17 protein-coding genes are annotated in these 18,853 nt (G+C 51.7%); 7 read left to right on the forward strand and 10 right to left on the reverse strand.

Features of this window, described 5'->3' with window-relative positions; translation table 11 throughout:
- Entirely contained in the window at positions 1-1,044 is a 1,044-nt protein-coding gene (selD, locus tag HMPREF3119_RS11940) for a selenide, water dikinase SelD (RefSeq protein WP_004235546.1), read from the reverse strand.
- 28 nt (positions 1,045-1,072) lie between these two features.
- Positions 1,073-1,624: an NAD(P)H nitroreductase gene (locus HMPREF3119_RS11945; protein ID WP_004239158.1), complete on the reverse strand. Its 552-nt coding sequence runs from the start codon at positions 1,622-1,624 to the stop codon at positions 1,073-1,075.
- A gap of 162 nt (positions 1,625-1,786) precedes the next feature.
- Here HMPREF3119_RS11945 and sppA point away from each other — a divergent pair, with 162 nt between their 5' ends.
- The 3 genes from sppA to pncA all read left to right on the forward strand — a co-directional run bounded on the left by sppA (position 1,787) and on the right by pncA (position 5,423).
- Entirely contained in the window at positions 1,787-3,649 is a 1,863-nt protein-coding gene (gene sppA / locus HMPREF3119_RS11950; protein ID WP_070579830.1) for a signal peptide peptidase SppA, read from the forward strand.
- 105 nt (positions 3,650-3,754) lie between these two features.
- Positions 3,755-4,774: an asparaginase gene (ansA, locus tag HMPREF3119_RS11955; protein WP_070579833.1), complete on the forward strand. Its 1,020-nt coding sequence runs from the start codon at positions 3,755-3,757 to the stop codon at positions 4,772-4,774.
- 10 nt (positions 4,775-4,784) lie between these two features.
- Positions 4,785-5,423, forward strand: a complete 639-nt coding sequence (pncA, locus tag HMPREF3119_RS11960; RefSeq protein WP_070579836.1) for a bifunctional nicotinamidase/pyrazinamidase — start codon at positions 4,785-4,787, stop codon at positions 5,421-5,423.
- 42 nt (positions 5,424-5,465) lie between these two features.
- Here pncA and HMPREF3119_RS11965 read toward each other — a convergent pair whose 3' ends face one another.
- Positions 5,466-5,741 (reverse strand): YeaC family protein, encoded by a 276-nt coding sequence (locus HMPREF3119_RS11965; RefSeq protein ID WP_004235541.1) that lies wholly within the window; start codon positions 5,739-5,741, stop codon positions 5,466-5,468.
- A gap of 103 nt (positions 5,742-5,844) precedes the next feature.
- On the reverse strand, positions 5,845-6,258 hold the full coding sequence (gene msrB, locus HMPREF3119_RS11970; RefSeq protein ID WP_004235540.1) for a peptide-methionine (R)-S-oxide reductase MsrB: 414 nt from the start codon (positions 6,256-6,258) through the stop codon (positions 5,845-5,847).
- A gap of 329 nt (positions 6,259-6,587) precedes the next feature.
- On the opposite strand from msrB, the gene gapA reads away from it, so the two are divergent.
- On the forward strand, positions 6,588-7,583 hold the full coding sequence (gene gapA, locus HMPREF3119_RS11975) for a glyceraldehyde-3-phosphate dehydrogenase (protein WP_004235539.1): 996 nt from the start codon (positions 6,588-6,590) through the stop codon (positions 7,581-7,583).
- Positions 7,584-7,695: 112 nt separating this feature from the next.
- A complete protein-coding gene (locus tag HMPREF3119_RS11980; RefSeq protein ID WP_070579838.1) occupies positions 7,696-8,577 on the forward strand; it encodes a D-hexose-6-phosphate mutarotase in 882 nt (293 codons plus the stop codon).
- Positions 8,578-8,612: 35 nt separating this feature from the next.
- On the opposite strand, the gene HMPREF3119_RS11985 is transcribed toward HMPREF3119_RS11980, so the two are convergent.
- The 5 genes from HMPREF3119_RS11985 to HMPREF3119_RS12005 all read right to left on the reverse strand — a co-directional run bounded on the left by HMPREF3119_RS11985 (position 8,613) and on the right by HMPREF3119_RS12005 (position 14,977).
- Positions 8,613-9,203, reverse strand: coding sequence for a YiiX family permuted papain-like enzyme (locus tag HMPREF3119_RS11985; RefSeq protein WP_036415875.1), 591 nt, complete (start codon positions 9,201-9,203; stop codon positions 8,613-8,615).
- 95 nt (positions 9,204-9,298) lie between these two features.
- The gene (locus tag HMPREF3119_RS11990; RefSeq protein ID WP_070579842.1) at positions 9,299-10,057 is read right to left on the reverse strand and encodes a MipA/OmpV family protein; all 759 of its coding nucleotides are present in this window, start codon (positions 10,055-10,057) and stop codon (positions 9,299-9,301) included.
- A gap of 133 nt (positions 10,058-10,190) precedes the next feature.
- Positions 10,191-12,485, reverse strand: coding sequence for a carbamoyltransferase HypF (gene hypF, locus HMPREF3119_RS11995; RefSeq protein WP_070579845.1), 2,295 nt, complete (start codon positions 12,483-12,485; stop codon positions 10,191-10,193).
- A gap of 96 nt (positions 12,486-12,581) precedes the next feature.
- A complete protein-coding gene (gene alr / locus HMPREF3119_RS12000) occupies positions 12,582-13,652 on the reverse strand; it encodes an alanine racemase (RefSeq protein WP_004235534.1) in 1,071 nt (356 codons plus the stop codon).
- Positions 13,653-13,678: 26 nt separating this feature from the next.
- Positions 13,679-14,977, reverse strand: a complete 1,299-nt coding sequence (locus tag HMPREF3119_RS12005) for a D-amino acid dehydrogenase (protein WP_004235533.1) — start codon at positions 14,975-14,977, stop codon at positions 13,679-13,681.
- Positions 14,978-15,372: 395 nt separating this feature from the next.
- Between HMPREF3119_RS12005 and HMPREF3119_RS12010 the strand changes: the two genes are divergently transcribed.
- A complete protein-coding gene (locus tag HMPREF3119_RS12010) occupies positions 15,373-16,233 on the forward strand; it encodes an alpha/beta fold hydrolase (RefSeq protein ID WP_004235532.1) in 861 nt (286 codons plus the stop codon).
- Between the two features lie 45 nt (positions 16,234-16,278).
- Here HMPREF3119_RS12010 and fadR read toward each other — a convergent pair whose 3' ends face one another.
- Entirely contained in the window at positions 16,279-16,992 is a 714-nt protein-coding gene (fadR, locus tag HMPREF3119_RS12015) for a fatty acid metabolism transcriptional regulator FadR (protein WP_004235531.1), read from the reverse strand.
- Between the two features lie 236 nt (positions 16,993-17,228).
- Between fadR and nhaB the strand changes: the two genes are divergently transcribed.
- Positions 17,229-18,776, forward strand: a complete 1,548-nt coding sequence (gene nhaB, locus HMPREF3119_RS12020) for a sodium/proton antiporter NhaB (protein WP_024473200.1) — start codon at positions 17,229-17,231, stop codon at positions 18,774-18,776.
- Positions 18,777-18,853: the final 77 nt, after the last annotated feature.

Raw genomic sequence — 18,853 nt, forward strand, 5'->3', positions numbered from 1 at the left:
TTATGCGGTGACTTCAATCAGTGCACGGGATGCGTCCGGCTCAGTCAGTTCACCGACCGGGCTTAATGTCAGGCCGTATTTGCGGGCAACTGCCTCCACTTCCTCACGCGCTGCCGGATCAACCGCCAGCAGCAGGCCGCCGGATGTCTGCGGATCACACAGCAGTTTGCGCTGAACGTCGGTCATTTCACCGATAAGGTGGCCGTAGCTGTCAAAGTTACGCTGTGTGCCGCCCGGGCAGCAACCCTGTGCAATATAGTCATACACACCAGGCAGTACCGGAACAGAATCGGTGTGGATTACGGCCTGTAACCCGGAACCCTGACAAATTTCACTCAGGTGGCCGAGCAGACCGAAGCCGGTCACGTCGGTCATAGCTTTTACGCCGTCGATTTCAGAGAAGTCCGCACCCGGTTTATTGAGCTGACACATGGTGTCACGCGCCAGATTTTTATGTTCCGGACGCAGTTTGCTCTGTTTTTCAGCCGTAGTCAGAATGCCGATACCCAGCGGTTTGGTCAGCAGCAGCTGACAACCGGCTTTTGCACGGTTATTTTGTTTAATTTTATCTGTCGGGACAATACCGGTGACCGCCAGGCCGAAAATCGGCTCAGGCGCATCAATAGAGTGGCCGCCCGCCAGTGAAATACCGGCATCGCGGCAGACAGCTCGTCCGCCCTCAATCACCTGTTGTGCAATTTCCGGAGCAAGTTTGGCGACCGGCCAGCCGAGGATCGCAATAGCCATAATCGGCTTGCCGCCCATAGCATAAATATCACTGATGGCGTTGGTGGCCGCGATACGGCCGAAATCATACGGGTCATCCACAATCGGCATAAAGAAATCGGTGGTGCTGATGATGCCGGTACCATTACCGATATCATACACCGCCGCATCATCACGGGATTCATTGCCGACCAGCAGATTAGGATCGATAAATTTTGCCTGCTCACTGTGCAGGATGGTGTCGAGCACTTTCGGGGAAATTTTACAGCCGCAACCTGCGCCGTGACTGTATTGCGTTAAACGCACCGCTTCTGACATGATAGTCTCCTTGTTAACGTCAATCCGCTCAGAAATACGTGACAAACGGTGTCAGATCCGGTGCCGCCACTTTGGCAGGCGCTTTCAGTGCCGGAGTGCCGAGATACAGAAAGCCGACAATTTTATCGTGCTCCTCACATCCCAGACCTTCCCGTACCACCGGGTCCTTTGTCCACGAACCGGTGCGCCAGATCCCGCCGAAGCCCTGAGCCACAGCAGCCATCTGCATCGCATGAACCGAACAACCTGCCGCTGCAACCTGCTCCCATTCAGGAACTTTATGTTCCGGCTTCACTTTCGCGATAACCGTGATAATCAGCGGTGCGCGTAATGGCGCATTGCGGGCTTTCTCTTCCACTTCCGGCCCGAGTCCGGCTGTTTTTGCCGCTTTTTCGAGCAACTGACTGAATTTGGTGATGCCGTCATCCTGCATCACGATAAAATGCCAGGGCTGTAACGCGCCATGATCCGGCGCACGCATCCCGGCATTGAGAATATTTTTTAATGCTTCGCCTTCGGGCGCAGGTGTGGTCAGACGAGAAGCAGAACGGCGATTGAGTAGTAATGTCAGTGCATCCATCGGTTTTCCCCTTTTTTAGTCGCTAATAAGCTACCACTTTTTTCACTATTTTTAAGGATAGATTGCTTAACTGCCTATATTTTCCGCAATGTGTCGTTTTCAGGCTGACAAATCCGCACATCCTCTTTACGATAGCAGGACATCTTTGTCTTTGGAGCCGTCATGCATACTTTATGGACTATCATTGCCGGAATATTTAAATGGAGCTGGCGTATACTGAATTTTGTGCGTCAGCTTGTCGCCAATGTCCTTTTTATCATCATACTGCTGTTAGCCGCCGGGGCCTATGCACTGCTGAGTGAACAGGATACTCAGACCAGCCGTGAACCCGGAGCATTATATGTAAATCTTTCCGGTGTTGTCGTCGATCAGCTGACCCGTAACAGTCCGCTGGAAAGCCTCTCGCTCCAGCTGCTTGGCGCGTCTTCCGGTCAGTTACAGGAAAACTCCCTGTTTGATGTGGTGGAAACTATCCGTACTGCCGCCACCGACCCGGATATTACCGGAATGATCCTGAAGCTGGATGATTTCATTGGTGCTGACCAGCCGTCACTTCAGTATATCGGCAAAACCATCACGGAATTCCGCAAACAGGGTAAGCGGGTCTATGCTGTCAGCGGCAACTATAACCAGGCTCAATATTACCTGGCATCTTATGCAGACAAGATATATATGCCGCCGCAGGGCAGCGTCGGTATCTACGGCTTCGCCACCAATACGCTGTATTATAACGAATTACTGGAAATGCTGAAGGTGAAAACCCATATCTTCCGCGTCGGTACCTATAAATCGGCGGTTGAGCCGATGCTGCGCAACGATATGTCACCGGAAGCCCGCGAATCCACGCAGCGTTTTATCAGTGTGCTGTGGGATAACTATCTCACCAGTCTCGCGGAAAACCGCAAAACCGGTAAGAATACTATTTTCCCGGGCGCACAGCAGATGCTGGCTCTGATGAAAACGGCAAAAGGTGATAATGCCGCTTATGCCGTCACGCAAAAACTGGTTGATGAGATTATGCCGGCTAACGTATTTGAATCAGAAATGACCAAAACTTTCGGCTGGGATAAGAAAAACAACACAATCAATGCGATTCCGTTTACCGAGTACGCCAAAAACATGAATATCGGCGTGCCGCAGGGCAAGACCACCGGTAACATCGCCGTGGTTGTGGTTCAGGGTGCTATCGTTGACGGCCCGGATGCCCCGGGAATGGCAGGCAGTGATACTATCGCCGCACAACTCCGCGAAGCCCGTCTGGATCCGGAAGTGAAAGCGCTGGTACTGCGGGTGAACAGCCCGGGCGGCAGTGTGACGGCATCGGAGCAGATCCGTGCGGAAGTCGCGGCACTGAAACAGAGCGGCAAGGCCGTGGTGGTTTCCATGGGCGGCGTGGCAGCTTCCGGCGGTTACTGGGTCTCAACACCGGCAAACTACATTGTTGCCTCACCGAGCACCATTACCGGCTCCATCGGTATTTTCGGCGTAGTCACCACATTTGAGGACTCGCTGAGCGAAATCGGCGTGCACACTGACGGCGTGTCCACCTCGCCGCTGGCCGATGCCACCGTAACCAAAGCACTGACACCGGAATTCTCAGAGCTGATGCAGCTCTATATTGAAAGCGGCTACAGCAATTTTATTAATCTCGTTGCCAAATCCCGTCACAAGACGCCGGAGGAAGTGGATAAAATTGCGCAGGGTCGTGTCTGGGTCGGTTCAGATGCCAAAGCTAACGGTCTGGTCGACAAACTCGGTGATTTTGATGACGCGGTTGCCAAAGCCGCAGAGCTGGCCTCTGTTGAGCATCCGGTACTGAACTGGATGCAGCCGGAAATGACATTCATTGACAGACTGCTTGCGGAAACGGCCGGTAATGTGAAGGTGACACTGCCGTCATCATTGCAGGGACTGATCCCGGCACCGGTCGGCGCACAGCTGACACAACAGGCATCCTTTATGAAAATGCTGACGGATCCGCAGTACCGTTATGCATTCTGCTTAAATTGCACCAATATTCAGTAAGTTTTCTTCTCAGCTGACAAAAGCCTGTTCGTGACGAACAGGCTTTTTTTTATTTCTGAAGCCCCTATAATTTCCTTCCCTGTACTCATTGTTAAGAGCAGTAACATGCAAAAGAAATCCATTTATGTGGTCTATACCGGCGGGACTATCGGTATGCAGCACTCGGCGCAGGGCTATATCCCTGTTTCCGGCCACCTTCAGCGCCAGGTTGCCAAAATGCCGGAGTTCTTCCGTCCGGAGATGCCGGATTTCACCATCACCGAGCACCAGCCGCTGATTGACTCTTCCGATATGACACCGGATGACTGGCAGTGTATCGCGGATGATATCAAAGCCCAGTATGACCACTATGATGGTTTCGTTATCCTGCATGGTACGGATACCATGGCGTTCACCGCATCAGCGCTCTCCTTTATGTTTGAGAACCTGACCAAGCCGGTCATTGTGACAGGGTCACAAATCCCGCTTGAGGCACTGCGCTCAGATGGCCAGATCAATCTGCTTAATGCCCTTTATCTGGCGGCGAATTATCCGGTCAATGAAGTGGGATTATTCTTCAATAACCGCTTATACCGGGGCAACCGCACCGTCAAAGCACATGCTGACGGTTTTGCGGCCTTTACCTCCCCGAACTACCCGCCGCTGATGGAAGCCGGGATTAATATCCGCAATCTCAATACTCACCCGCTGCCGCAGAGCACCGCACCTTTCACGCTGCATAACATCACCCCGCAGCCCATCGGCGTGGTAACCGTGTATCCGGGCTTGTCAGTGGATGTGGTGAACAACATTCTGCAGCAGCCGGTCAAGGCACTGATTATCCGCTCCTATGGTGTCGGTAATGCACCGCAGCAGCCAAAACTGCTCATCGCATTACGGGAGGCCACAGAGCGCGGCATCATTGTGATCAATCTGACACAGTGTATTTCAGGACGCGTCAATATGGGCGGCTATGCCACCGGTCATGCACTGGCAGAAGCCGGCGTGATCAGCGGCTTTGATATGACCTTCGAGGCGGCGCTGACCAAACTGCATTATCTGCTCAGCCAGGATTACACCAGCGATGAGATCCGCATTCTGATGCAGCAGGATCTGCGCGGCGAGCTGAGCTATAACGACAACTAAGGAGTCTGCAATGAAACCGGCACTGCTTCTGGTGGATATTCAGAATGATTTTTGTCAGGGCGGCAGCCTGGCTGTCCGCGACAGTGATGCGGTGATCCGCACAGCGAACCGGATGATAGCCCGTTGTCAGCAACAGAATATCCCGGTGATCGCCAGTCAGGACTGGCATCCGGCTGAGCATCTGAGCTTTGCCGTCAATTCCGGGACAGTGATTGGTGAATGCGGCGAACTGAACGGACTGCCCCAAGTCTGGTGGCCGGTGCATTGTGTGCAGAACACTCCGGGGGCGGATTTTCATCCTGACCTGAATAAACAGGCTATCACTCATATTATTTATAAGGGTGAAAACCAGGCCACGGACAGTTACAGCGCGTTTTATGATAACGACCACCGGGAGCCGACCGCCCTGCTGCAACTGCTGGCAGAACTGAAGATCACGCATCTCGCTGTTCTGGGAATTGCCACCGATTACTGCGTTAAATTTACGGTGCTGGATGCCCTGGCGGAAGGATTTGCCGTCACTGTGATCACAGACGGCTGCCGGGGTGTTAATTTACAGCCGGATGACAGCCTCACCGCATTTGCGGAGATGGAGAACGCCGGTGCGCGGTTGCAGACAGCGGCTCAGTTCTGCGGCGAGAAAGAATAGCAAATGTCATGACGGGACAGTAAACACTGTCCCGTTTTACACTCAGTCCTGCGGTTTCAGTGTGGCCAGATGCGTATCGGTAAACAGCGCTTTCAGCTCCTGCTTACTTTTCAGGCTGATTTCCCCGTCAGTCCCCACCGTCATATGTGCCGGATCCGCGTTATGGCGGGACTGCCATAGCATCACCAGCTGCAGACTGCTGCTTTTCTGAGATTCCGTCAGTGGTACACCATCGGCCCATTTACCCAGTTCGACGGCTGTCACCAGACGCCCGTAGACTTCCGGCGTCATGGCGGACAATAAATCATCAATTTCCATACAACTCCTTCCCCGAAAGCATCTGATTTTACCTTTTGATCACATCAGAAGCTGAATCGTTTTTTCTATCGTTATATAAATGTTAAATTTTAATATAACCAAACTAACCGTTTGTTATTGCTTTTGTTTTTTCATCTTCAAAACTCAGTGATGCTGAGTTAATACAATAACGCTGCCCTGTTGGCGCAGGCCCGTCAGGAAAAACATGTCCCAGATGCGCATCACAATGGCCGCAACGGGTCTCAATACGATGCATGCCATGAGAGGTATCGTCAATATACCGGACTGCACTTTTGCTGACCGGCTCATAAAAACTCGGCCAGCCGCAGCCGGCATCAAACTTGGTATCCGAATAAAAAAGCGGAGAACCACAACAAATACAACGGTATACCCCCTGTTTCTCATTATAGAGCAGGCGGCCGGTAAACGGGTGCTCAGTTCCCGCTTCCTGTGTGACATAGCGCTGAATCTCTGTCAGCTCAGCGGGTGTATCCCGCTTTTTATCAGTCCCAGACATAGCTGAATCCTTATCATTATTGTGCAGGGTCAGTCAGAATACAGAATAACAAAAAATTAACATCAAATGACCGGATGTTATTCTAAACTTGTCATGTCAGCATTGACACCACTTATTTGTGACATGTTTCACATTTATGCCCCATACACGCTGTCTTTATTCCGCTAAGTCCCGATAATAGCGGCGACAAATTTACTGAAAGTGGCGATTTGTTGAGCAGATTAAATGTTAAATGACATTAATTGACACGATTCCGCTTGACGGCTGGCAAGGTTTTGGTAACTTTAGTAGCAACTTTAATTCACTAACAAATAGCTGGTGGTAATACTATGACTATCAAAGTAGGTATTAATGGTTTTGGTCGTATCGGCCGTATCGTATTCCGTGCTGCACAAGAGCGTTCAGATATCGAAATCGTTGCAATCAACGACCTGCTCGATGCAGATTACATGGCATACATGCTGAAGTACGACTCAACTCACGGCCGTTTTAACGGTACCGTTGAAGTGAAAGATGGCCATCTGGTTGTTAATGGTAAAACTATCCGCGTTACCTCCGAACGTGACCCTGCGAACCTGAAGTGGAACGAAGCCGGTGTTGATGTTGTTGCTGAAGCAACCGGTCTGTTCCTGACTGACGAAACTGCACGCAAACACATCCAGGCAGGCGCGAAGAAAGTCGTTCTGACCGGTCCTTCCAAAGATGCGACCCCGATGTTTGTTATGGGTGTTAACCACAAAGATTACGCGGGCCAGGAAATCGTTTCTAACGCATCCTGTACCACTAACTGCCTGGCACCACTGGCAAAAGTCATCAACGACAAATTCGGTATCGTTGAAGGTCTGATGACCACTGTTCACGCAACCACTGCCACCCAGAAAACTGTTGACGGTCCTTCACACAAAGACTGGCGCGGCGGCCGCGGTGCATCCCAGAACATCATCCCGTCTTCTACCGGCGCAGCAAAAGCAGTGGGCAAAGTTATCCCTGCACTGAACGGTAAACTGACCGGTATGTCTTTCCGTGTTCCTACGCCTAACGTCTCTGTTGTTGACCTGACAGTCCGTCTGGAAAAAGCAGCAACTTACGCTGAAATCTGTGAAGCTATCAAAGCGGCAGCAGCAGGCGAGCTGAAAGGCGTAATGGGTTACACCGAAGATGACGTGGTTTCCACTGACTTCAATGGCGAAGTACTGACTTCTGTGTTCGATGCCAAAGCCGGTATCGCACTGAACGACAACTTTGTGAAACTGGTTTCCTGGTATGACAACGAAACCGGTTATTCTCATAAAGTTCTGGATCTGATTGCACACATCTCCAAATAAGTCTGCACTCTGTTATCCTCACAAAGAGCCGCTTTTGCGGCTCTTTTGTTTTGGGGCAAACAGTCGTAAAGTAGAAAGTAAATGTCCTGTTTTTATTACAAAAGGGTAAATTATGATTGAGCGCCTTCTTGCGTTACCGGTTACCAGTCCGATCACCCCTTCGCTGTCCCAGCGTCAGATGGGGGATTTGCCGGTTATTGTGATCGACCATCCGAAAGTCCGTGCTGCGGTCAGTTTTCAGGGAGCACAGGTGCTGGCATGGCAACCGGCCGGTTCAGAACAGCCGGGATTATGGCTCAGTGAAAACAGTGCATTTACCCCGGGTGTGGCCATCCGCGGCGGGATCCCTGTCTGCTGGCCGTGGTTCGGTCCGGTGCAGGCACCTTCCCACGGCTTTGCCCGTATTATGCAGTGGGAGTTCACCGCTCATAATGAAAATGAAGAGAGTGTATTTCTCACATTCACCTTGCGTGACAGTGCGGAAACCCGCAAATTGTGGCCGCACGAGTTCACACTGATCGCCCGCATCCGCCTGGGAGACACCTGTGAGGTTGAGCTGGAAGCTTACGGGCAGTATCAGGCAACCGCTGCACTGCATACCTATTTTACCGTCGGCGATATTGCACAGGTCAGTATCAGCGGGCTGGGGCAGCATCTGCTGGATAATCTGTCACAGCGTGAAGAATATACGGAAGAGACAAAGCTGGTTTTCAACGGCCGTACCGACCGCATCTATACCGAGCCGGAGCAATCCACCTATATCCACGATAAGAAATTAAAACGTCATATTGAAGTGTTACACTTTCATCACAGCGATGTGGTGTGCTGGAACCCCGGTGCAGCATTGTCCGCTTCAATGGCCGATATGCCGGATGACGGTTATAAAACAATGGTGTGTGCCGAAAGTGCGCGGATTAACCGTCCTATGGCACCGCAGGGCGATAAACCGTCCCATCTCTCTGTCCGTATCCGTCTGAACCCGAAAATCGGCTGACGGGCTGCTCAGGAACATATAAAGCCGGTGAATGCTTACCGGCTTTCATATACCGTTGTCAGCAGCGGTGAATCAAACACAGCCACCGGCGAAATCACCGTTTCATTCAGCGGAACCGCCTTTCCGTACCGTTCTTTCATCTTTGCCTGTACTTCCGGTGAGGATAAATCAAACTCCCGCAATGTCTGTAACTGACCGACCTCTGTATTCAGGGCATTTTTATAGATTTTCCAGACCAGTTCAGAACAATAAATCCGCTCATCATCCCATGAAAATGTCAGGTCGTAAGGCCGGGACTGATACCGTATCGCCTCACGGTATAACGCCTGCTGCTGTGAGGCACTCAGCGGCTTTTTCAGGCGTTTCACCACGTAATGGTTACCGGTGCCGCGTGCAATCCACTGTTTCAGCGGTGTAAAGCGGACTGTTTTTGCCGCCTCATACACATACGGCTTACCGTCACGCAGCAGAATAATCCCCATATGGCTGTAGACCGACCCGGTCGCTTTTTGTATGGCGAGGCTCTGAGAGGTGCGCGAGGTATGGAAAATAATATCGCCCTGCTGCGGCTGCCACGCGTACACAGCGGAGGCAAAAAAACAGAGCAACAGCAGACAATGACGCAATACACTGATCACAGAAGTCCTCCGGCATGGTTAACAGCCATAAAAAAACTGCACCGGACACAGGTCAGGTGCAGTTCTGTTATACCACTGAATTATCAGAAAGTATAAGTCACACCAGTCCACAGGATAGAGGTGTGTTTTTTATCCACCATCGGGCTGTCTTTGGCCTCACTTGGTAACAGGTCGATGCGGCCCATGGCGAATGCAGACCAGTTTTCATCAAACTGATAATGACCGGTCACCTCAACATACGGTGTCCAGCTGCTGACCGGACGGTATTCATCCAGACCGCTGCGGCGGGATTCAGCAGCGGTGATCCCGTATTCATAACGGTTCTGTTTTTCGCTGGACCAGATTACACCCACGCCCGGCTGGACAGACCATTTATCGCCCTCAAACCCGTAAAGGTAAGCGGCATCAAAACGCATACCGTCACTTTTACCCAGGATATCTCCGGAGAAGTTGGTACGCAGTGTTCCCCACTCTTCATGATGGCGGTAGCTCAGCCCGGCCATGGCAGTATCACGGCGGTTATCGAGTTTGCGCATGCGGGAATCTTTATTATCTTTGGCACGGTATGCCTGCGGATAGTAGAACAGGTCAACGGACAGCTGATCTTTTTTGTCATTCCACAGATAATAACCGGTCGCTAAAGTATGAAAATAAAAGTTTTTACCTTCATAGTTAACCATCGGAACCGGCATAAATTTATCAGATGTTTTTGTGCCGCGGTATGCCTGCTCCTGATAAAGTACGGAAGCACCGACAGACCATTTTCCGTCGTCTGCAAAGGCAGAGGCTGACATGACAGTTAACATACTGAGACTGAGCAGGCCGGTTAATTTCTTATGCATTATCATTTCCTGAGTTAAATTCATGTACAAATTACCGCAACAAATGTTTGCGGGGCGCATATATTACGGTGAATGATAATTCAGCGATGATAAAAATTACAAATATTTACTGTGCTAAATCGTGCCACCGGTTTCAGTTAAGTAATGTCATTGCCGCGATAAGTGCCTGACCTGCCGCTATTCCGCCATCTCCACATGGCAACTGACGGGGTTCCCGCACCTGTCTGTGGCTTAATCTGCCCTTAATAATACGGCGCAGCAACCGGTTATTAAACACGCCGCCGGAGAGCACGATGGTATCCGTATTTTTCCGGGTTGCTGTATCATCCGCCAGCCCGGCAACCGTATTTGCCAGCAGTACATGAAAACGGAATGCTCTTTCCGGTATTGTCTGAGTATCATCCGCCAGCATCTGCCAGAGCGGACGTAAATTAATAGTGTTATCCGCAGTCAGCGGCAGTGTTTCACCGGTAATAAGCTCATTCTGGTTGTGACACTGTAACGCGCAATTTTCCAGCGCACAGGCGGCTTCCCCTTCCCAGCTTATCTGATCTGCGGTTAATCCGAGCGCACAGGCCACTGCATCAAACAAACGCCCGCAGGATGATGCTTTCGGGGCATTGATACCCTGCTCAATGGCTTTAATCAGTAATGATACATTCTTCCCGGCAAGCCGCGATGCCAGTGGTGAAGACGGCCACAAACCGGCGTGATACAGATGAGCCAGCAGGTTACGCCACGGCTGCACCGCCGCTTTGTCGCCCCCCGGCAAACTCACGGCCGGTAACCCGCCGGTACGGGTCATATGACGGTAATCACCCGCCAGGATTTCACCGCCCCATAGTGTGTTATCCGCGCCGTATCCGAGGCCGTCCAGTGCTATCCCTACGACTTCACCATCTTCCTGACGCCAGCCATGTTCTGCCAGACAGGCTGCAATATGCGCGTGATGATGATAAACCGGCATGAACGGCACCTGATGCGCCTGTGCCAGTGCCATCCCCATCTGATGACTGATATAGCCGGGATGCGCATCCCCGGCGATAACCTGTGGTTTGAACTGATAAATCCGCTCAAACAGTTTCAGCGAAGCCTCCAGTTGCCCCTGTACGGAGAGATCAGCCAAATCCCCGAGATGCGGCCCGGTAATCAGCTGCTGATGATGCAGCAGGCAGAAGGTGTTTTTCAGGTCACCACCCAGTGCCAGAACTGCCGGCGGATTTTTGCCGGTCACTGTGCTGACATCGATAGCATCCGGCACATAACCGCGTGCGCGCCGCAGCACCTGAATATCACCGGACTGATAGCGGACAAGGGAATCATCCGCCCGCTGAATAATTTCGCGGTTATGTAACAGAAAAGCATCGGCAATGGAACTGAGCTGCTCAAATGCCGCTGCGTGATCCAGCGCCGGAGTATGGCCTGATGCATTCCCGGAGGTCATAATCAGCGGGCGCTGAATATCATGCAGCAACAGGTGCTGTAACGGATTAGACGGCAGCATAATGCCGGTTTCACACAATCCCGGTGCGACCAGCGGAGACAATGCGGCGATTACTTCCGGTTCATCTGTCAGCACAATCGGTGCGGCAGGGCTTTTCAGCAGGGTAATCAGGCCGGGATCCGGCTTCCTGCCTGTGCATTCCGCCAACCAGTCAACGGACGGTATCATCACCGCAAATGGCTTGGCAGGCCGGTGTTTTCGGGCTCTCAGTACGGCCACAGCGTCACTGTTTTGTGCATCCGCCACCAGGTGAAAGCCACCCAGTCCCTGCATCGCCAGAATTTTGCCGTCTTTCAGCAAACGGACTGCGGCTGACAGAGCATCATCAAAGCGGGCGGTAATCTGCTGCTGCGGATCCGTCAGCCAGATATGCGGTCCGCAATCCGGACAGGCATTCGGCTGAGCATGGAAGCGGCGATCTGCCGGGTCACGGTATTCATGCTGACACACCGGACAAAACGGAAAAACCGACATCGCGGTATTCGGACGATCATACGGCATTCCCCTGATAATGGTGAAACGGGGCCCGCAGTGTGTGCAGTTAATAAAAGGATAACGGTAACGGCGGTTGCCGGGGGCAAACAATTCACTCAGACAAACATCACAGGTTGCTGCGTCCGGGATAATTTCGGTATCCATTTCCCCCTGTCCGCTGGCGGTGATGGTAAATGCCGCCGGACACTGTTCAAAGGTATAATGCTGCTGCCCGATATGGTCGATTCGCGCCAGCGGCGGGCATTGTGCCTGTAACCGGCTGATAAAACCGGCGATATCCGCTTCTGCCGGAAGGTGGATAAGCACCCCTTCACTGTCATTGCTGACATCACCGCACAATCCCATCTGATGGGCTATCTGCCAGACAGCCGGACGAAACCCGACTCCCTGAACTTTTCCCTTCACCCGGATTTCCACACCCGCCTGCATAACGCACTCCTGCCTGATTTCAACCGGAACAGTTTACTGCGCACAGAGTGGCCGGGTATTTATCAGGATCATAAAAACAGCCGGAAAGACGTATAATTACCCGGCAGTGATCACCGGTACCCGCCGTGCCAGCGCTGTCAGCAGTTCGTAGCCGATAGTCCCGGCATATTGTGCGACATCATCCGCCGGAAGATTCGCGCCCCACAATTCAACCGGTGTACCGATATCCGCCTCCGGACAGCGGGTGATATCAACTGTCAGCATATCCATGGAGATCCGTCCCGCCAGCGGGCAGCGCTGTCCGGCAATCCAGACCGGTGTGCCGTCCGGTGCATGGCGCGGATAACCATCCGCATAACCACAGGCAATGGTGGCAATCCGCATCGGTGCCGCGGCGGTAAAACGACTGCCATAACCCACGGTTTCACCGGCTTCAATATCATGAACAGCAATAATTTCACTGCGGAGAGTCATCGCCGGTTTCAGGCCGAACTCTGCAATATCCGCACTGTTGCCGCTGGGTGAAACACCATAGAGGATGATACCGCAGCGCACTTCATCCGCGCGGGTGTCCGGTTCCCACATGGCCGCTGCGGAATTTGCCAGACACTGCGGTAAGTTCAGAGAACTGAACAGTGCAATGCGCGACATCTGTTTATGAATACCGGCAGTTAAATCCGCATCCGCAAAATGGCTCATCAGTGTGATAGTGCCGACCTGTGGTAATACTGTCAGACGCTGGAGTGCATTCAGGTACGCCGCCGGAGAAAAACCCAATCGGTTCATGCCGCTGTTCAGTTTCAGATACACATTCAGCGGATGAATAAATGAAGCTTCCTCTATCGCTTTAATCTGCCACTCGCTGTGTACAGATGTTGACAGTTGATAACGGTCAATCAGTGACAGATCTTCTGGCTGAAAAAATCCCTCCAGCAGCAAAACCGGCTTTTGCCAGCCCAGTTCACGAACCTTCACTGCCTCACTGAAATCCAGCAGCGCAATGCCCTCCGCCTGCGCCAGTGCCGGAAAAATCCGTTCAATGCCATGTCCGTATGCATCCGCTTTTACCACTGCCCATACCCGGGACGGGCTGACCCGCTCTTTTACCCGGGCCAGATTATAGCGGACAGCTTCACTGTCAATCACAGCCTGTATCGGACGAGGCATAAAATCACCGCTCCTTATTTTGTTGGTTATGCGGTATGTAACTGCTGCGGGATCACCAGCCGGGTTCTGAACCCGTTCAGATAACGGGATACTGCCAGATCATCCGCGCGGATAGCCGGTTTATCGCCGGACATAATATCGGCAAGCAACTGCCCGCTGCCGCAGGCCATTGTCCAGCCGAGGGTGCCGTGGCCGGTATTGAGGAACAGATTACTGTACGCAGTCGGCCCGACAATCGGGGTGCCGTCCGGTGTCATCGGGCGCAGACCGGTCCAGAAAGTGGCTTTGCTGATATCCCCGCCGCCGCCGTAAAGATCCTGCACCACCATTTTCAGTGTTTCGCAGCGCCGTCTGACAATATCAAGGTTAAAACCAACCACTTCTGCCATGCCGCCGACACGGATACGCTGGTCAAAACGGGTCACCGCAATTTTGTAGGTTTCATCCAGTACCGTGGATGCAGGAGCACGGCTTTCGTCAATAATCGGCATGGTCAGAGAATAACCTTTCAGCGGATACACCGGGATAGCGATATGGCCGTGCAGTAATTTTGTCGAGTATGACCCCAGCGCCACCACATACTGGTCACCGGTGATCACTTCCTCGTCGCAAATCACCCCGCTGACACGATCACCGCTGAATTGCAGGCGATGTATATTGACACCGAAGCGGAATTTCACTCCGGCCTGCTCCGCCATTTCTGCCAGCCTTTTGGTGAACAAATTACAGTCCCCGGTTTCATCATTCGGCAGTTGCAGGCCACCCGCCAGTTTATGTTCCGCATGGGCCAGCGCCGGTTCTGCCTCATGCAGTTCACCGGCACTCAGCAGGCGGTACGCCACGCCTTCCTGTTTCAGAACTGCAATATCATTGGCTGCGTTATCCAGCTGTTTTTGTGTGCGGAATAGTTGCAGTGTGCCACCCTGACGCCCCTCATACTGTATTCCGGTTTCGGCACGTAATGCTTTCATGCAGTCACGGCTGTATTCCGCAATCCGTACCATGCGGCTTTTATTCATGACGTAATAATCAGCACCGCAATTGCGCAGCATCTGCCACATCCAGCGCAGCTGGAACAGCGAACCATCCGGCCTGATGGCCAGCGGGGCATGTTTTTCAAACATCCATTTCACGGCTTTCAGCGGAATACCCGGCGCCCCCCACGGCGTGGCATAACCGGGAGATATTTGCCCGGCATTACCGAAGCTGGTTTCTTCCGCCGCCGCCGGCTGCCTGTCGATAACAGTCACATCGTGCCCTTTCTGCGCGAGATACCAGGCTGTTGTAACACCGATAACACCACTTCCCAGGATGACAATGTTCATGTTGCCGCCTTGTTATTTATTTCACATTAGCATCAGCATAATATTTCAGAAACATTTTGCCAACATAGCGGAATCCCCTCACGTCATATTAAGTCTGTTTCTTTGCTGCCTGTCACAAAACAGTGTTTTTTTTAATCACTGATATAATTAATTAAATTATCCTTTTATCCGAAAATGGTTTTATTATCTTGTAATATAAGCATTTGTTAAATAGTATGCAGTCTATCTGTCGCAGGCACCGCTGCGAACTCATCGCGAAACGCAACCGGACACCCGTCTTTGTTGCCGATGACACCAGACTGAATAAATAATCCGTATATTTACGTTACGCCGGTTATTTATCAGAAAACCCCTCTTCTTTTTTATGCCTTCCGGCATATTTTCCGGTAATAACGATGAATATTAAAAACCAACGTAAAAACATCACCCTCTTACCCGACGGCCGCCGCTTCAGTTGGTATGACTCCGGCCCTGAGACCGGTATTCCGGTTGTGTTCTGTACTGGTGCAGGCATGAGTGGCTCTGCCGGCTTCGGTATTCCTTACCTGGCAGACAATAATATCCGGCTGATCACACCGGATCGCCCCGGGCTCGGTAATTCTTCTCCCGATGCCGGAAAATCACCGGAATCCTTTGCCGCTGATGTCACTTTTCTGATGCAGTCGCTGGGTTACACCCGGTTCAGAGCAGCCGGATTCTCTCAGGGTGCGGTTTATGCCATGGCACTGGCCTATTATGCGCAAGTTTCCGCGCTGGCACTGATTTCCGGGCAGGATCAGTTCGATTACCCGCCAACCCGGGCGCTGTTATCTGCTGATATCATTGATATGCAGAAGAACGCACGGACTCAGCCTGACGGGTTTACCTCATGGGTACGGGAAAATATCACCGCAGACTGGCTGATGAGTTTCATTCTGAACTACAGCGGGGAAACAGACCTGGCAGTTTATCAGGCGGCAGATTTTTTACCCGCTTACCGGCAGTGTATGACAGAGGCATTTTCTCAGGGAAATGAAGGCTATACACAGGATCTGCTGATTGCCATGCAGGAATGGGGATTTACACCGGAGCAAATTACCTGTCCGGTGTCACTGTGGTACGGGGAAAAGGACACCAGTACCGTGCACTCCCCGGATGGCGGCAAAATCCTGGCGGGACGCTTTCCCCGCGCGGAGCATCATCTGTTTGCGGAAGAAGGTGGCTCCCTGCTCTGGACACAGTCACAGGCGATATTACAGGCACTGGCCCGCGCATAACAAAAAACCGGCTCAGCGCCGGTTTTTCATCATATACAGTCTGTGTTACTGCGGATTCAGATCCTGTGCAATGCCGCTCTGCATGGTCTGCCAGATAGTACCGCTCTCTTTGCCGTAGCTGCGGACACAATCCAGCACTTTATCATAGGCTTTTTCGCGGCACAGGCCGGTCAGCTGCTGATAAAAATTTCGCGCCAGTTTACGGGCTTCCGGGCTTGCGAAATAGAAGCGGCCGACACGGGTGTACAACCCTTTCAGACCGTTGAGGATCAGACCGTAAATCGGGTTACCGGAGGCAAATGCCAGGCCGCGGAACACGTCATAATCATACTGGCTGAACGCATCGGAATTATCATCCGGTTCATTTTCCTGACTGAGAATTTCCAGTGATTTTTCCGGATTATTGCGAAACGCAGTACGGATAAAAATAGAGGCAATATTGGTCCTGGCTGCCAGCAGGTTCTCAATCAGTTTCGGCGCGCTTTCGTGATCGAGACGGGCAATGGTTTCCAGGATGTTCAGTCCGGATGTTTCCCAGAAATTATTAATTTTTGTCGGTTTACCGTGCTGAATCGTCAGCCAGCCATCTCTGGCAAGGCGTTGTAACACTTCACGCAGGGTTGTCCGGGTCACACCAATCAGTTCAGATAACTCACGCTCTGCGGGTAAAATGGATCCCGGCGGAAAGCGGTTATTCCAGATACTTTCAATAATATACTCTTCTGCAAACCCCGCAGGGCTCTGCGCCTTGATTACCATAGGTGACTTCGTCCAAAACAATTAACCTTCCAATTATCCGGATGATAACAGAATGTGACGCTGCGATATAGCAATCAGCTTGCGAAAGAGTGAATCCGGTCATAAATCACAATGGTACAACCTGTGACCATCAGTTGATTTAAATTCTTAATAAATTCAGAATACCGGCGTAGTATAAAGCACTGTAGTTATACGCGGATCATCTTTTCACCCCCTGCGGAGGACACACAGCAACAATGGAAATATCAATGCGGCAGGCCTTCCTGAAGAACTTCATGGGTCACTCCCCTGACTGGTATAAGCTTGCTATTATTCTTTTTTTAATTATAAATCCGGTTGTTTACTTCTTTATTGACCCTTTTACAGCCGGCTGGCTGCTGGTCATTGAGTTTATTTTCACCCTTGCGATGGCGCTGAAATGCTATCCGCTGCAACCCGGCGGCCTGCTGGCGATTGAGGCGGTACTGATCGGCATGACATCGCCGGCGCAAATCAGCCATGAGATTGTGAATAACCTTGAGGTTATCCTGCTGCTGATCTTTATGGTTGCCGGTATTTACTTTATGAAGCAGCTGCTGCTGTTTCTGTTTACCAAACTGCTCCTGTCTATCCGTTCCAAACGCGCGCTTTCTCTTGCTTTCTGTCTGGCAAGTGCCTTTTTATCCGCGTTTCTGGATGCACTGACGGTGATCGCCGTGGTGATCAGTGTGTCTGTCGGGTTTTATGCGATTTATCATCAGTATGCCTCTTCCGGAAAAGAAACGGTGACGCTCAGTGATGATGAATTTATCGACAGCACCGAAAAGCGCCAGACACTCGACCAGTTCCGCGCCTTTCTGCGCAGCCTGATGATGCATGCCGGTATCGGTACTGCTCTCGGCGGCGTGATGACCATGGTCGGTGAACCGCAGAACCTGATTATTGCCAAACATGCCGGATGGGATTTCGTGAATTTCTTCCTGCGCATGGCGCCGGTAACAATTCCGGTATTTGTCTGTGGTCTGCTGGTCTGCTACCTGGTGGAACGGTTTAAACTGTTCGGTTACGGTGCGGAACTGCCGGAGCGGGTCAGAGCCGTACTGGAGGATAATGCACAAAAATCTGCAGCACGCCGGACAAAACAGGAAAAAATGCAGTTAATTGTTCAGGGCCTTATCGGTATCTGGCTTATCACTGCACTGGCCTTCCATCTGGCCGAAGTCGGGCTGATCGGTTTATCTGTCATTATTCTGGCGACAGCATTCTGCGGGATCACGGAAGAACATGCTCTCGGTGAGGCTTTCGAAGAAGCACTGCCGTTTACCGCGCTGCTGACCGTGTTCTTTTCTGTTGTTGCAGTGATTGTTGACCAGAAATTATTCACACCGTTTATCCAGTTCGTTCTCAGTTCGGATCCGTCGTCGCAGTTGTCGCTGTTCTACCTGTTCAACGGCCTGCTTTCGGCGGTCTCTGATAACGTCTTTGTCGGCACGGTCTATATCAATGAGGCAATGACGGCGATGAAAGCCGGACTGGTATCCTATACACAGTATGAATATCTGGCCGTTGCTATCAATACCGGGACAAACCTGCCGTCAGTGGCGACACCAAACGGCCAGGCGGCATTCCTGTTCCTGCTGACGTCCGCACTGGCACCGCTGATCCGGCTTTCCTACGGAAAAATGGTGATCATGGCGCTGCCTTATACCATCGTGATGACACTGGTCGGTTTCTTCGGTGTTGAATTATGGCTGGTGCCGGTTTCAGAATGGATGGCTGCCAATGGTGTGATTACACTGCCGTAACCACCTTTTTACACTGCACTAACCGGAATAACAGTGTTATTCCGGTTTTTTTGTTTCTGCCCGCCGTAAATGCGGAA

Origin of the sequence: Morganella sp. HMSC11D09 (genome assembly GCF_001807955.1) — a bacterium.
Taxonomy (GTDB): domain Bacteria; phylum Pseudomonadota; class Gammaproteobacteria; order Enterobacterales; family Enterobacteriaceae; genus Morganella; species Morganella morganii.